The organism is Salegentibacter haimaensis (assembly GCF_054121495.1).
The window spans coordinates 44909-60308 of sequence record NZ_JBSYGH010000008.1; the positions used below are offsets into that span (position 1 = coordinate 44909).

The 15400-nt window shown below is 40.9% G+C and carries 16 protein-coding genes; 6 read left to right on the top strand and 10 right to left on the bottom strand.

All coding sequences use genetic code 11. The features are described from left to right. Positions 1-55: 55 nt before the first annotated feature. From ACW6QP_RS09080 to ACW6QP_RS09090, 3 genes are all read right to left on the bottom strand, one after another. A complete protein-coding gene (locus tag ACW6QP_RS09080; RefSeq protein ID WP_457910555.1) occupies positions 56-2554 on the bottom strand; it encodes a cation-translocating P-type ATPase in 2499 nt (832 codons plus the stop codon). 35 nt (positions 2555-2589) lie between these two features. Further along, on the bottom strand, positions 2590-2910 hold the full coding sequence (locus ACW6QP_RS09085; protein WP_457910556.1) for a phosphoribosylpyrophosphate synthetase: 321 nt from the start codon (positions 2908-2910) through the stop codon (positions 2590-2592). A gap of 113 nt (positions 2911-3023) precedes the next feature. Next, positions 3024-3416, bottom strand: a complete 393-nt coding sequence (locus ACW6QP_RS09090; protein WP_457910557.1) for a DUF302 domain-containing protein — start codon at positions 3414-3416, stop codon at positions 3024-3026. Positions 3417-3614: 198 nt separating this feature from the next. On the opposite strand from ACW6QP_RS09090, the gene pyrR reads away from it, so the two are divergent. From pyrR to ACW6QP_RS09115, 5 genes are all read left to right on the top strand, one after another. Continuing rightward, positions 3615-4154, top strand: a complete 540-nt coding sequence (gene pyrR / locus ACW6QP_RS09095; RefSeq protein WP_457910558.1) for a bifunctional pyr operon transcriptional regulator/uracil phosphoribosyltransferase PyrR — start codon at positions 3615-3617, stop codon at positions 4152-4154. 21 nt (positions 4155-4175) lie between these two features. Further along, positions 4176-5105, top strand: coding sequence for an aspartate carbamoyltransferase catalytic subunit (locus tag ACW6QP_RS09100; RefSeq protein WP_457910559.1), 930 nt, complete (start codon positions 4176-4178; stop codon positions 5103-5105). 121 nt (positions 5106-5226) lie between these two features. Further along, on the top strand, positions 5227-5559 hold the full coding sequence (locus tag ACW6QP_RS09105) for a ribonuclease Z (RefSeq protein WP_457910560.1): 333 nt from the start codon (positions 5227-5229) through the stop codon (positions 5557-5559). A gap of 13 nt (positions 5560-5572) precedes the next feature. Further along, a complete protein-coding gene (locus tag ACW6QP_RS09110) occupies positions 5573-6481 on the top strand; it encodes a ribonuclease Z (protein ID WP_457910561.1) in 909 nt (302 codons plus the stop codon). 177 nt (positions 6482-6658) lie between these two features. Further along, positions 6659-7162 (top strand): CAP domain-containing protein, encoded by a 504-nt coding sequence (locus ACW6QP_RS09115; protein ID WP_457910562.1) that lies wholly within the window; start codon positions 6659-6661, stop codon positions 7160-7162. 213 nt (positions 7163-7375) lie between these two features. Here the strand turns inward: ACW6QP_RS09115 and yidC are convergent, their stop codons facing one another. From yidC to ACW6QP_RS09145, 6 genes are all read right to left on the bottom strand, one after another. Further along, positions 7376-9238, bottom strand: coding sequence for a membrane protein insertase YidC (gene yidC / locus ACW6QP_RS09120; RefSeq protein WP_457910563.1), 1863 nt, complete (start codon positions 9236-9238; stop codon positions 7376-7378). 45 nt (positions 9239-9283) lie between these two features. Further along, on the bottom strand, positions 9284-10927 hold the full coding sequence (locus ACW6QP_RS09125) for a CTP synthase (RefSeq protein ID WP_457910564.1): 1644 nt from the start codon (positions 10925-10927) through the stop codon (positions 9284-9286). An 85-nt stretch (positions 10928-11012) separates the two neighbouring features. After that, a complete protein-coding gene (locus ACW6QP_RS09130) occupies positions 11013-11249 on the bottom strand; it encodes a DUF3820 family protein (RefSeq protein WP_457910565.1) in 237 nt (78 codons plus the stop codon). 4 nt (positions 11250-11253) lie between these two features. Continuing rightward, positions 11254-11619 carry a response regulator gene (locus tag ACW6QP_RS09135; RefSeq protein WP_457910566.1) on the bottom strand — a complete coding sequence of 122 codons (366 nt, stop codon included), beginning with the start codon at positions 11617-11619 and terminating at the stop codon, positions 11254-11256. After that, the gene (locus ACW6QP_RS09140; RefSeq protein ID WP_457910567.1) at positions 11616-12473 is read right to left on the bottom strand and encodes a histidine kinase; all 858 of its coding nucleotides are present in this window, start codon (positions 12471-12473) and stop codon (positions 11616-11618) included. The genes ACW6QP_RS09135 and ACW6QP_RS09140 overlap by 4 nt, the downstream gene beginning before the upstream one ends. Then, on the bottom strand, positions 12474-13064 hold the full coding sequence (locus ACW6QP_RS09145) for a carboxymuconolactone decarboxylase family protein (RefSeq protein WP_457910568.1): 591 nt from the start codon (positions 13062-13064) through the stop codon (positions 12474-12476). Between the two features lie 194 nt (positions 13065-13258). On the opposite strand from ACW6QP_RS09145, the gene ACW6QP_RS09150 reads away from it, so the two are divergent. Then, entirely contained in the window at positions 13259-14782 is a 1524-nt protein-coding gene (locus ACW6QP_RS09150; protein ID WP_457910569.1) for a GH3 family domain-containing protein, read from the top strand. On the opposite strand, the gene ACW6QP_RS09155 is transcribed toward ACW6QP_RS09150, so the two are convergent. Beyond that, positions 14779-15348, bottom strand: a complete 570-nt coding sequence (locus ACW6QP_RS09155) for a hypothetical protein (RefSeq protein WP_457910570.1) — start codon at positions 15346-15348, stop codon at positions 14779-14781. The two genes, ACW6QP_RS09150 and ACW6QP_RS09155, sit on opposite strands and share 4 nt — an antisense overlap. Positions 15349-15400 lie beyond the last annotated feature (52 nt).

Genomic DNA, 15400 nt, shown 5'->3' on the forward strand with positions numbered 1-15400 from the left:
TTTGGATTGCTCCGGGTTAAAGCTTTTATAAATTAGATTTTGGAGAAAACCTGGTTTACGGTTTTGATGAAAATCTTTTAAACAGTTTTACCAGTTCATACCAGAATACCGATATAAATCCTGCCAGCAAAGCCAGGCTTAGATATTTCGCTGAAGGAGTCTCAAATTCGAAAAATTCGGTAATGGGAGCAACATACAGTAAAAGCCATAGCAGAAATACTGTAACTCCTAAAATTAGAGGAATTAGCCTGTTTTTATATCTCAAACTCTCCCAGGCCGAAAAATAAAAAGATCGGTTTACCAGGGTAAGAAAAATATTGGCCGAAATAAGGCAGCTAAATACAAGCGTGCGGGTTAAAGCTTCACTGCCCCCCGAATTCACTGAAATTTGGTAAACAAGCAAACAGGCTGCGGTAATAACCAGTCCCTGAAGAATACTTACGCCCAATTCTTTATTATTAAAAAATGTATCCTGATAGGGTCGGGGTTTTTTTAGCAAAATATTTTTTTCGGCGGGTTCGTTCTCAAAAATGATCGAACAGGTGGGGCCCATAATAAGTTCCAGGAAAATAATATGAATGGGAGAAAATATGTTCGGATAGATCCAACCCAGGGCCAATGGTAGAAAAACGATAAGGATGATGGGAATATGAATAGAAATAATATACCTAATGGCTTTTTTTAAATTGGTATAAATTCTGCGTCCCAGCTTAACTGCGGTAAGCATTTTACCTAAATCATCTTCAGCAAGAATCAGAGAGGCGGCATTTTTGGCAATTTCACTACCTCTTTTGCCCATCGCAATCCCGATATGTGCCGCTTTTAAAGCGGGAGCATCGTTAATCCCATCGCCTGTCATGGCCACAATTCCATTATGCTTTTTAAGCGCATTTATCAGTTTTAATTTGGCTTCGGGATACATACGGGTGAAGATATAATTTTCGCTGGCGGCTTCGTAAACTTTAGACTCCTCCAGGTTCACCAATTGCTGCCCCGAAATATGTCTTTCGGCATTTTTAAAGCCTATTTGACCGGCGATGGCCCTGGTGGTAAGCTCATTGTCGCCGGTTACGATTTTCACCTCGATCCCGGCGCCATAAAGTTGCTGAAGTACCTCGGCAATATTTTCTTTCGGCGGATCATAAAATGCGATTAGTCCACAAAATTCAAAAGGCAGTTCCTGTTGTTTTTCAGGAAATTCCTCTTCTGAAAAGTTTGAAGTTGCCACTCCCAGGATTCTGTAACCTTTGCCTGCCAAACTATTTAATACCTGTTCTATTTCCTGCTGCAATGCGGTGCCAGGTTTACAAAGCTTCAGGATGGCTTCGGGAGCACCTTTGGCGGCAATGATTCGGTCTTTTTCCGAATTTTCAAAAATATGAGTCATCATAGGAGGCTTGCCTTCCAACGGATATTCAAAATACATTTTAAAATCACCTCGCCTGTCTTTTTCGGCAATGCGGCTATATTGATCGTGTAAAGCGATTTCCATAGGGTCGAAGGGTACCGGTTCACTGGCCCACATAGCGGTGGTGAGCAATTCAATTTCTGAATTTTCCAAAACTGCCTTCAATTCCTTTCTCACCTTATTTTCAGGAGTGTAAATAGCGGCAAGGCTCATCTTGTTTTTGGTGAGTGTTCCGGTTTTATCGGTGCAAATTATGCCTGCGCTCCCAAGGCTTTCCACGGTTTTTATTTGTTTCACTATAACTCCCTCGCGCATTAATCGCCAGGCGCCCATCGCCATAAAAGTGGTGAATGCCACGGGAATTTCTTCGGGAAGTATACTCATAGCCAGGGTGAGCGCGTACAACAAACTTTCAAGAATGTCGCGGGATTTCAGAAAATTTAAAATCCATACCAAAATAAAAATCAAGCTTCCTGCCAACACCATCTTTTTGATGAAATCATTGATTTGAATTTCAAGATTAGTGGGTTCGGCGGTGATGTCTTCTATGCTCTTTCCTATTTTGCCGAGTTTGGTTTTGTTGCCTACGGCGACAACCCTGGCAATGGCGAGGCCGCCTGTAACCTGGGAGCCTCGAAAAATTTCAGCGTTTTCTACATCTTTTGAAACCGGCAGAGATTCTCCCGTCAATAAGGCTTCATTTACAGAAAAATCGTTGGATTGAAGAATAAGGGCATCGGCCGGGATTAGGCTACCTTCTTCCACCAGGATATGATCGCCAATTACAATCTCGTCTACTGGAATAGAAACTTCTTTTCCCTCCCGAATCACCCGGGCCGATCCCTGGCTTATTTCCTTTAATTCGCTTAAAGCCCGCCTGCTTCGAAAATCCTGAAATACCGAGATAGTGGCCACCAAAATTATAGCCAGGCTTAGAAAAATTCCGTCGCCAAATTCCCCGAGTATAAAGTAGATGGTAGCCGCTGCTAAAAGCAGCAGGATCATTGGTTCCTTTAGAGCATTTTTTAAGGCTGTTAAAAGAGCAGTATCTTCTTTAAACTCTAATTTATTAGACCCAAATTTTGTTCGTGATTCCTCAACCTGAGTAGCATTTAAACCAGTGAATGTATATAGCCTGTTTGCCATACATTTAAAAGTTGTTTAAAGCGGTGAGTTAAATTCTAAAGATGCTTGAATAATCGTTCTGTAATATTTGAAGTTTTGCTGTCAGAGTACATTCCGAAGGCATTGACCAAAACTCCTTTAAGGTCGTTTTCCCTGGAAGAAATTCCGAAAACTATCATTTCATCACCGGGGTCTGTGGGTCCCTCAAATCGATAAATTTCATCGATTTCAAATTCTTCTGGAGCAAGTTGGCGCGAACTGGAATTACAGATTATACAATTTTCCTCAATTAGTATTCTGAAGTCGGTATTGTATCCACGTCTTATCAGGTCGTTTATGGCTTCACTGGCGGTATCGTAACTTTTTGGTGCGCTCATAGGACATCAATTGAATATACCTGTTAATTTACTCTAAATGAGTGAATAAAAAAAGAGCTTAAGCCTGTAATCCTAAAATTACGGGTTAAGCCCTTTAAAATATAAGGAGAGAATTAGTTGAGTCTGGAAATCACGTTTTTAAGTTTTTCCTTTACCTCTTCAGCAATTCCCTCAAGTTGATCATTTTCGGCCGCCTGCATCGATGCGATAGGATCTACCGCGGTGATTTCGATCTCCTTATTATCGTTTTCCTCTACCACAACATTGCAGGGAAGAAAAACACCTATCTTTTTCTCTTTGCTTAAAGCCTGATGGGCAAAATGTGGATTGCAGGCTCCCAGAATTTTATATTTTCTAAAGTCTACATCGATTTTTTTCTTCAGGGTTTCTTTGACGTCAATTTCAGTAAGTACGCCAAAACCTTCTTTTTTAAGTTCTTCAGTTACTTTTTCGATGGCCTGGTCAAACGAAATATCTTTTAGCGTGGTGGTGAAATAATAGCTCATAATTTTTGGTTTTATTGCTGAAGTTACTCAATAAGAATCTAAAAGATTTTAAAATTATCATAAGGATTTTAAGGCGGCTTCATAAAAGATTGAAAGCCGAAAAAGCCAAAGATTTTTCCCGTTTGAATAAGCGATAGCATTTTCAGAAAAATAAAAAAGCTTACTTTTGTGCAGCTAACTTTTTCTTACCTGTAACCTATGAGCCAGAAAGTTTTGCTTCACAGCAAAGAAATAGAGATCATTTTACATCGCCTGGCCTGTCAACTCGTAGAGAACCATACCAATTTTAAAGATTCTGTGATCATAGGAATTCAGCCGAGAGGGGTTTTCCTGGCCGATAGAATTCTGAAGATCTTAGAGCAGGATTATGGCTTAAGCAATATTCCCTATGGAAAGCTGGATATCACCTTTTACAGGGATGATTTTAGAAGAAGTGAGAAGCCCCTGGAAGCTAATAAAACCAATATTGATTTTGTGGTTGAAGATAAGCGGGTGATTTTCATAGACGATGTTTTATATACCGGAAGAAGTATTAGAGCCGCGCTAACCGCGGTGCAATCATTTGGAAGGCCCAGGGAAATAGAATTGCTTAGCTTTATAGATCGCAGGTTTAGCAGGCACCTCCCCATTCAGCCAGATTATAATGGCCGGCAGGTAGATGCGATTAATGAAGAAAAAGTAAAAGTTTGCTGGAAAGAAAACGAAGGGGAAGACGTGGTTTTCCTGGTTTCAAAATAAAGACAGAAAAAGCAAAAAATAATGAGTGAACTTAGTGTAGACCACTTATTAGGTATAAAATATCTCAAGCCAGAAGATATTGACCTTATTTTTAAAACCGCCGATCATTTTAAGGAAGTAATTAACCGGCCTATTAAAAAAGTCCCTTCCCTTAGAGATATCACCATTGCTAATTTATTTTTTGAAAATTCTACACGAACGCGACTTTCTTTCGAACTGGCAGAAAAACGACTTAGCGCCGATGTGATTAATTTCTCGGCGGCTTCATCTTCAGTAAAAAAGGGAGAAACCCTTATCGATACCGTGAATAACATCCTGTCTATGAAAGTAGATATGGTGGTGATGCGACACCCAAATCCCGGCGCTGGAATTTTTCTTTCAAAACACGTAAAGGCAAGCATCATTAATGCGGGCGATGGCGCTCACGAACATCCCACCCAGGCGCTTTTGGATACCTATTCCATAAGAGAAAAACTGGGCGAAGTGGCCGGTAAAAATGTGGTTATCGTCGGGGATATCCTGCATAGCAGGGTAGCCCTTTCAAATATTTTTGCTTTGCAGAAGCTTGGAGCGAAAGTGAAGGTGTGTGGCCCCAAAACGCTAATTCCCAAACATATTGAAAGTCTTGGAGTAGAGGTGGAGCCCAATTTGATTAAGGCTTTAAACTGGTGTGATGTGGCCAATATGCTAAGAGTTCAAAATGAACGTATGGACATAAGCTATTTTCCCAGCACCCGGGAGTACACCAAACAATTTGGTTTAAATAAGAAAATACTCGACAATCTCGATAAGGAAATAGTGGTAATGCACCCGGGCCCGATAAACAGGGGAGTTGAAATCACCAGCGATGTGGCCGATTCTAAACAGGCAATTATCCTGGACCAGGTGCAAAATGGAGTGGCTATACGAATGGCAGTAATTTATTTGCTGGCGTCCCGAATTAAGCAATAGATTGAGCCATAAGCCAGGTCTAAGCTCACAACCCGCATTTAAATATAATACCTTAACTTCGGGTGAAGTTTGAAAACATAAAATCCCGATCATCGGGTAATTAGTTAAAAAAGCATCAGCTATGAACATCGAAAAAAAAGAGAATTATAGCCTTTTTGAACCGGGGAATGAGTCGGTAACCCAGTTTGTTTCCCATTTAACCCAGGCGTATTCTAAATATAAGCAGCAAAATATCGTAGTCAATATGCAGGATGCCGGACAGTTGGAAAATGAGGATTTATTGGGCTTTATGGAGATTTCAAATCTGTATAGAGAAGCAGGCAGGTCATTTGTGATTGTGCGCCGGGGTGTGGAAATCGATGAATTACCCGAAGAGCTTGTTGTGGTGCCCAGCCTTCAGGAGGCAGAGGATATGATCCAGATGGATGATATTCAGCGGGATCTCGGATTTTAAGAATACTATTTTAATGGAACTTACAATTTTGGGTTGCTATGCAGCCACTCCACGTTCTTTTACGAATCCCACTTCGCAGGTTTTGCAGATGCGAAATCATTTATTTCTTATAGATTGCGGTGAAGGCACCCAGGTGCAGCTTAGGCGTAATAAAATTAAGTTCTCAAAAATAAAGCACATCTTTATTTCTCATCTTCACGGAGATCATTTTTATGGTCTGGTGGGTTTGGTATCTACCTTCAGGCTTTTAAACCGGGAGACCGAACTGCATATCTATGGCCCAAAGGGTATTAAAGAAATTATTACACTTCAATTAAAACTCGCAAACTCCTGGACTAATTATCCGCTGTATTTTCATGAATTAAGCAGTAAGGAGCCGCAGATACTTTTTGAGGACGAGTCGCTTAGTGTGGAAAGTATTCCGCTAAAACACAGGGTTTATACCAACGGATTTCTATTCCGGGAAAAGCCGGGAGACCGGAAATTGATTATTTCTGAAGTTGCCAAATATAAGATCGATATAAGTCTCTACCGAAGTTTAAAAAAAGGAAAAGATGTGATTTCTGAAACCGGAGAACTTATTCCTAACTCGTGGGTTACCAGCGATCCCCTGCCTCCAAAATCTTATGCTTTTTGCAGTGATACGGTATTTGACCCGGCCATAGTACCACAGATAGAAGGAGTAAGTGTATTATACCACGAAGCTACTTTCCTGGAAGAACATAAAGAGCTTGCCTTTCCCACCAAACACAGCACAGCAAAGCAGGCGGCAGAAATTGCACTTGCTGCGGGCGTAGAAGAATTAATCTTAGGCCATTTTTCTACCCGCTACTCCAGCATTGATAAATTTGCTGAAGAAGCTTCTGAAATCTTTCCCCAGGTGCAGTTGGCCGATGATGGGAAGGTATTTTCCTTCAAATAATTTAGTGCCTCCGAAAATTCTTACAATCTTACATCTGGAATACGCCATTCGGCAATAACGTAGGACTAGCCTTACATTTTATGTTAAAAAAATCTTAAAATCGACGAATGACCTGTTTATCAGTGTAATTAGACGATAAAAAATGTACTTTTATCTCGTTTCGCTAAAATCTGGCTTATGAGAAAAGGTACATTTAGATTGATTTTACCCCTGTTTTTTGGAGTTTTACTGAGCTCCTGTGCTGCCGATTCTATCGACGAAGAGCTAAAAAGCATAGACCATACGGTTGAGACTTCTTCTTACGAATATTCAGAAATTGAATCCGGAATCTTATCGGCAGTAAATGCACACCGGGTTTCAGAGGGCCTTACAGAATTAAAACCTTTGGCCGAAATTTCTGTAGAAGCTTATGAGCACAGTGCCTATATGGCCGAAAATAAAACCGTTAATCACGATAATTTTGGGAATCGCTATTCAGCCCTGGTAAGTGGAGTGGGAGCGAAGGCAGTGAGCGAAAACGTAGCCTACGGGTATCGCACCGCCGAAGCTGTTGTGAAAGCCTGGATGAATAGTGAAGGGCATAAAAAAAATATAGAAGGCGCTCATACCCATTTTGGAGTGGCCGTAGAGATCGACGAAGAGGGCCGCAATTATTTCACCCAGATTTTCATAAAAAGATAGACTTTGTTTTTCATAATTTTTTACACTGATTAAGGCCCGCTTAGGGCCTTTTTTTAGTCCTGGGGGTTTAGATATCAGTCTTTGGATAAGAATGCAAAGCTGGCTGGTTGGCCCTGATATTACTTCTTCAGCATTAATTTACTTCAGTTAAAACCATAAAAAAACCCGGCTGAAACTCTTCAGCCGGGTTTTGTATAATTGCCTATTGGAGGCTTACTTTTTCTTTTGTTGCTGTTTTTGTTGCTGCTCAGCCTGCTCCATCATTTCCTGCATCTTACGGGTGAACCTGTTTTGCTTCTTAGGCTTTTTCTTATTCTCCTGTATTTTGGCGTGAATCTTATCTTCATCGATAATCACATATTTAATCACCAGCATAATCCCAATGGTAATAAGGTTTGAGGTGAAGTAATACAGTGAAAGTCCGCTGGCGTAATTGTTAAAAAAGAACAACATAAGCAGGGGAGAGAGATACATTATGAATTTCATATTTGGCATCCCGGGTTGCTGTGCCTGTTGCATACTTTGGCCTGTCGTCATCATCATATAAATGAAAATAGCGATAGAAGCCAAAATTGGGAATAAACTCACGTGATCTCCATAAAACGGAATTCTAAAAGGCAATTCGGCTATAGTATCATAACTCGAAAGATCATCGGCCCAAAGGAAACTTTTTTGTCTAAGCTGAAATGCACTTGGGAAAAATTGGAACAGCGCATAGAAAATAGGAATCTGCATCAACGCCGGTAAACAACCACTCATAGGGCTGGCTCCTGCCTTGCTGTACAGCTTCATGGTTTCCTGCTGCTTTTTCATAGGGTTATCCTTGTACTTCTCGTTAAGCTCGTTAATTTCAGGTCTTAATACCTTCATTTTGGCCTGGGAGAGGTAAGACTTATACGTCACCGGAGAAAGCACAATTCGAACTACGATGGTCATTACGATAATCGCAATTCCGTAGCTGGGAAGAACACCGCTTAAAAAGCTAAAAAACGGGATGAATACATATTTATTGATCCATCCAAAAATTCCCCAACCCAGTGGCATAATTTCATCCAGGTTACGGTCATAGTCATTTAGAATTTTATAATCTGAAGGCCCATAGTACCAGTTCATATTATAGTTCAACTCGCCTCCTTTTAATTCCAGCGGAAAACTAGAGGTAAATCGCTTGGTATACACCGTATCTATATCTTCATCCTGCACCAGGTTTTCTGAAGTAAATTTTCCTCGCTTAAAAGGGGTATCGGTTAACAGAATTGAAGTGAAGAAGTGTTGTTTATAGGCAATGTAGGTGATGTTTTCTTCTTCATCATCAGAAAAATCACTTTGACCTAAGTTGTCATCTTTACCACCGCCATATTCGTATATAAGATCCGTATAACGATTTTCGTATGAAATACTTTTAGCGTGACGATAACCTTTAAGTTTCCAGTCTACCACCGGCTCCCGGGTGGCATTAAGCACATTGGCAAGACCCTGGGAACGTATACTGAAATCGAGCATATATTCTCCCGGCTTCAGCACATAACGATATTCAAGAAACTGATCTTCAGAAACCTTAAGTTTCATAGAAAGCACCTGGTTATCGCCATTTTGGCTTACTTCCGGCTCAAAATAGAGATTTTCGGTATCCAGCGTTCTGCCATCGGTAGTGGTGAAATTGATATTGAAGGAAGCGTTTCCATCTTTGATAAGATACACAGGAACGCTATCAAATGTCTTGAAATTAAGCATTCGGGCTTCAGAAATGTAGCCCCCCTTATTATCTACTTTTAATTCCAGTACATCATTAGAAATGGTCGTGGTATTATTTGTTGCAGAAGCCAATCCTGCCGAATAACCAAAGGCACCCAGCTGCTGCTGCGCCGCTGCCAGGGCAGTAGAGTCTACTTCAGCCGAAGTTTGCGGGGGCGTGTTGGAATCGGTATTTCCGGGGATTTCTACCTGTTCGGTATTGTTTTGTTCTGCCTGGATTTCGTCTTCAGATGGGGTATTGTTATACAGCATCCAAAGTAAAATTCCTCCAATAAGTATAAATCCAATTAAGGATTGAACGTCAAATTTCTTTTCTTCCATTGTACTATTTAAACTCTAATCTTGCTTTAGTCAAAAAACCGACCATTAATTTTTTTGTGCCAGGCTGGCAGTCTTTGGTTTTTTGGAATAATCGTATGCGGCTTTTATAAAAGCTACAAACAGGGGATGTGGGCTGGCCACGGTGCTTTTATATTCCGGATGGTATTGCACCCCGATAAACCAGGGATGATCTTTTAATTCTACAACTTCTACCAATTTGGTTTCGGGGTTAATTCCAGAACTTATCATCCCGGCCTTTTCCAGCTGTTCCTTGTATTTGTTGTTATATTCGTAGCGATGTCTATGGCGTTCTTTGATATCAGATTTACCATAGATTTGATGAATTAGACTTCCTTCTTCCAAATGGCAATCCCAGGATCCCAAACGCATAGTGCCACCTTTGTGGGTGATTTCCTTTTGCTCTTCCATGATATCGATTACCGGGTATTTTGTACCTGCATCCATTTCGGTAGAATTGGCAGCTTTAAGCTGAAGAACATTGCGGGCAAATTCAATCACAGCCATTTGCATTCCCAGGCAAATCCCTAAAAACGGAATATTTTTTTCACGGGCAAACCTTACTGCATCGATCTTTCCTTCTATTCCGCGTTCCCCAAATCCGGGGGCAACTAAAATTCCGTCGAGATGTGCAATTTTATGATTGATCGTATTCTCATTGATAAATTCTGAATGTATACTTTCAATATTCACTTTCACCTCGTTAGCGGCTCCTGCATGAATAAAGGCTTCAAGAATAGATTTGTAAGAATCCTGCAATTCTACATATTTCCCGATAAGACCGATATTAACCTCGGCTTTGGGATTTTTATGACGAAGCAAAAATTGATTCCAGTGATCTAAATTTGGCGTGGTGTCGTTGGGTAAATTTAATTTTATCAGGGTCACAGCATCCAGGCCTTCCCTAAGCATCATATTGGGCACATCATAAATCGTATCGGCATCGATGCTTTGAATCACCGCTTCCTGCCGCACATTACAAAATATAGCCAGTTTTCTTCTAATATCGTCTGAGAGTTCGTGCTCGGTTCGGCAAACCAGGATATCGGCTTTAATACCGCTTTCCATCAGGGTTTTTACGCTGTGTTGGGTAGGCTTGGTTTTTAGCTCTCCTGCAGCTGCAAGATAAGGGACCAGGGTAAGGTGAATCACCAGGGCATTGTTATCGCCCAGTTCCCATTTTAATTGACGAACGGCTTCAATATAGGGTAATGATTCAATATCACCTACAGTACCACCAATTTCGGTAATGATGATATCATATTCCCCGCTTTTGCCAAGAATTTGAATCCTTTCTTTAATCTCGTTGGTGATATGCGGCACCACCTGTACGGTTTTTCCTAAAAATTCGCCGCGTCTTTCCTTTTCGATAACGCTTTGATAAATTCTTCCGGTAGTTACGTTGTTGGCCTGGGAGGTGTTAACATTCAAAAAACGTTCGTAATGCCCTAAATCGAGATCGGTTTCGGCCCCATCTTCGGTTACGTAACACTCGCCATGTTCGTAAGGGTTTAAGGTACCCGGATCTACGTTGATATAGGGATCTAATTTCTGAATAGTTGTCCTGAATCCGCGGGCTTGGAGTAGTTTTGCCAGCGAAGCGGCGATTATTCCCTTTCCAAGGGAAGAAGATACGCCACCGGTGACAAAAATGTACTTGGTTTCGGCCATTTTAGAAGAATTTGTTGCGTTGTTTATTCAGGGCGCTAAAATACAAAGAAGAATAGAAACCCGCCTGAAATTCGAATCGAATATTTCAGCCTTTGGGATACAGCTTTCTTAGCTTTCTAAGCATAGGCTCCAGGCCGTTTACTTTTAATTCGTAAACCTGTTGCATTTGGTCTCCCAGCTTACCTGCAGGGAAGCCTTTTTGCCGGTACCACACCATATAATATTCGGGGATATCACTAAGGTAATAATCTTTATATTTTCCGAAGGGCATTTTTGCGTGAGCCAGTTCGATCAATATTTTCTGCTGAAATTCCTGATTCAAATTCTTATAAATTTTGCAGGGCTGAAAGAGAGGCCAGCCTGGCCTTATTCAGCGGTTTTTCGATGAAATCTATCACCGCAGGGTAGGTTTTTGCTTTTTGTTTGTCGACCTGGCTGGTACTTGAGGTAAGTACGATAACTTCTGCATTATGGCTATGCTGCTCTAACGCATCCAGGAATTCCCAGCCGTTCATTTCGGGCATATTAAGGTCGAGGAAAATAAGACTAAACTCTTCTGAATTTAAACTTTCCAGAGCCCGCCGGGCATCGGTATAATCTTCAACCCGGTCATCAAAACCTTCAATTTCTAGCAGTTTTCGCGTAATGAAATTCGCAATGGGCTGGTCGTCTATTAGAATGATTCTACTCATAGCTCATTTGCTTTAAGCGCCAGCAACTCGGTAGAAGCCATTTCGATAACTTCTTTTAAAACAGCATCCATATCTGAAGCCGAAGTTTTTAGCATAGGAACTAATTCTTCCCTACAAGTTTTATCATCTACAATTTCTATGAGCTGCATAATTCCCTGAATTCGCGACAAAGGTTCACGTAAATTATGTGCATTTAAGGCCGAAATATGCAATAGTTTTTCATTTTTTTCCACGACTTCCCTGGTGCGTTTTTCGATGATTTGCTGCTGATTTTCAACGATGTTTTTAATTTCCCTGTTTTGATTTTGAATCACATCAAGTGCCTGTAGCAAAGACTGGTTTTTATGATGAAGTTCCTCTTTCAGGAAAAGTTCTTTGGCTTTGGTCTCGATCGAATCTACGATAAGTTTTAAGATTTCTACATCTCCTGCTTTGAAACTTTTGCGATCATCGGCAACTAAACTGGTTAGAATATGGGTTTCTTTTTTCCTGAAAAACCAGGCCCATAATTCAGCATTTTTAGCCTGGTTCAGATCAATATATTCTGAAAATTCCTGCGGTATTTTTGAAGTTTTTACCGGAATTTGCTTTTCCAGGATATCTTTTTCCGAAGAGAATAACTCCCCGGCAGGGATTGAGAAATAGTCCAATTTATTCTGATAGGCTGTAAAAACCAGGTAGGTTTCATTCTGCCAAATTGCAAGGCGTAAAACCTGGAAATTCAGCAGATATTTTAAATATTGCTGCATAACAGCAGCCACCTCGTCTAAACTTGAACAACGATTTAATTTGTTGGCAAATTTAGAATAGGTTTCGTAAGTGATTCTATAGGTTTGATTGGCAGTGCCCTGCATTTATTCAGGCGTTTCCATAAGCTCGTTGTCTATCTTTATCCCAGAGACATCGGCGATGGTGTTGAGCATATTAACCAGGTCGGCCTGGGCCATTAGCTCCTGGATTTCAGCATTGGTAAAGCCTGAATCTTCCAGCTCTTTAAAATCTTCATCGCTAATATTTTTATGATTTAGAGCTGCTTTGGTTACAATTTTCAGGGCTGTCCTGTAACTTTCGGGCATCGAGGGAGAATCGATATGCTCGGTAGCCTTGAAGCCTTCTTCTTCAGAAATCATGGAGCTCATACTATCGGCAAAGATTCCGTGGGCGTGGGCGCAATATTCACAACCGCGTTGAGTGGAAACATTGTAAATTATAAGCTGTTTTAAAACATTTGGCACATCGCCTTCCATAAGGGTATGTTTTAGCTTGCTCCAGTTTCCTTTTAATAGTGTGGGATTGCTTCCCTGGCATTTAAACCAGTTAAGAACGAAAGGAAGCTGTAAGGTTTGCATAGCATCATCGTAGATAGCTTTTACTTCGGGCTGGGCTTCCTGGTAAGAAACGAGAGGATAACGAGCCGTGGTAGCGCTTGGGGTAGTTTGTGACATGGGGTTTAATTTTGTAGGAAAATACAAATATATTCCCAATTAATTTATGGCAGGCTTTTTAAGGAAATTTTGGGAATAGTAAAACTTGTCTTTTGGGGCTAGTTAAAAATTTTATAATCCCCGGCAGCAATTATCTCTGGCGATTGGGATTGACTATCTTCAGGTTTTAATTCTAACCATCAATAATTAAATCTATGCCCATAGTAGGTTCTCTTATAAAAAGCCTTATCGACCTTGGCGGTGCTCTTACTTCAGATCCTGAAGCCAAAGATGCTCAAAAACAGGTTTTAATCTCACTTTTGAAGAAAGCAAAAGACACTGCTTTTGGAAAGCATTATAATTTTGAAGCCATACTGGAGGCCGATGATGTGGAGAAAAGTTTTGCTGAAAAAGTACCCTATTTCGATTATCATAAACTTGAAAAAGAATGGTGGCATAGAGTACACGAAGGAGAAAGCGATATCACCTGGTCCGGGCGCCCCCCTTATTTTGCCTTGAGTTCGGGTACCACCGGGAAAAGCAGTAAGCGAATTCCGGTTACCGATGAAATGGTTGAAGCCATTCGCAAATCTGGGATAAAACAGGTGAGTGCCCTGAGCAATTTCGATCTTCCGGCCGATTTCTTTGAAAAAGAGATCATGATGCTGGGCAGCTCTACCGATTTGCATCAGGAAGGCGATCACCAGGAAGGGGAGATTAGCGGGATAAGTGCGAGTAATATTCCGTTTTGGTTCAGGGGGTACTACAAACCCGGGGAAGAAATATCAAAAATTGAAGAATGGGATGAACGAGTTCAACGCATTGCCGAAAATGCCAAAAATTGGGATATCGGTGCCCTTAGCGGAATTCCCTCCTGGCTGGAACTCATGATGCAGAAGGTTATAGAGTATCATAAGGTAGATAACATACACGAAATCTGGCCTAACTTGCAGGTATATGCTTCAGGCGGGGTGGCTTTCGAACCTTATGAAAAGAGCTTTAATGCCTTGCTGGCGCGTCCCATTACGGTGATAGATACCTACCTGGCTTCCGAAGGATTCCTGGCCATTCAGCAGCGACCCGACACCAACGCGATGAAACTGATTCTGGATAATGGAATTTACTTTGAATTTGTTCCGTTTAAAGCTGAATATATCAACCAGGATGGCTCAATCGTGGAAGATGCCCCGGTAATTCCAATTTCTGAAGTAAAGCAGGATGTAGATTATGTGCTTTTAATCTCAACTGTAAGTGGTGCCTGGCGCTATTTAATTGGCGACACGATTAAATTCACCGATGTTGAGCGTAAAGAGATTCGAATTACCGGAAGAACTAAATTTTTCCTTAATGTGGTCGGTTCACAATTGTCGGTAAATAAGATGAATGAAGCTGTAAAGGAACTGGAAGAAAAATTCGACATCAAAATACCCGAATTTACTATTGCTGCAGTGCGAATTAACGATGAATTTCATCATCACTGGTACCTTGGCACCGATGCTTCAAATTCTGAAGAAGAATTGGCAGAGGCCCTTGATGAATCCCTAAAAGATGCGAATAAAAATTACCGGGTAGCCCGTTCAAAAGCCTTAAAAGGAGTAAAAGTGAGCAAGGTAGACCCAAATATGTTTCACGAATGGAATGCCGCCAACAAGAAAAAAGGCGGGCAGGTTAAAATGGAAAAGGTGATGAATGAAGAAAAATTTGCCGAATGGGAGAAATTTGTAAAGGAACAGGCTTAATCGTCTAGTTCATCAATTAACATCATTATTTCTTCCTGTGACAAATACAAACTCTTTATTCGTGCCTTGTAGGTGGAGGAGAGGTGCGCGTGATTTAATATAAAGTCTTTGGTTGCGATGATATACTCTCCAAGGCCGTGATTAACGGCATAGGTGTCGGCAGCGCGTTCGGCTTCCTGAATATAATTTTTTGAGGTAAGATATTTCACTCCAAACCACAGCATATTAAATCCGCTGCGTTCCCTGTAATCCATAATATGACCCAATTCGTGACCAATCCAGCCAATAAGAACGTCTGAAGGGACTTTCTTTACTTCAAAAACCTGGTCTTCGATGGTGATTTTCTCGCTTATCATGATGAAATAAGACCTGTTTTTTTTGTTTTTCAGCAAGCCAGAAATCTTGGGTTGCGCCTGCATAAAAGATTTCTTGATGTTTTTCTTGAATTTGAATTCAATAGGGGTGTCTTTTAATTCGGGGAAGTGAGACAGGGCGATATAGGCTTCCCGCCAAATTTCGTCGGGAACTATTTTGTTATTGAATTTAAGACTATCTTTTTGCTTCATAGCTAAGGCATAGGAGTTGGAGGGCCACTGGAAAAAAATGGCCAGAAAAATA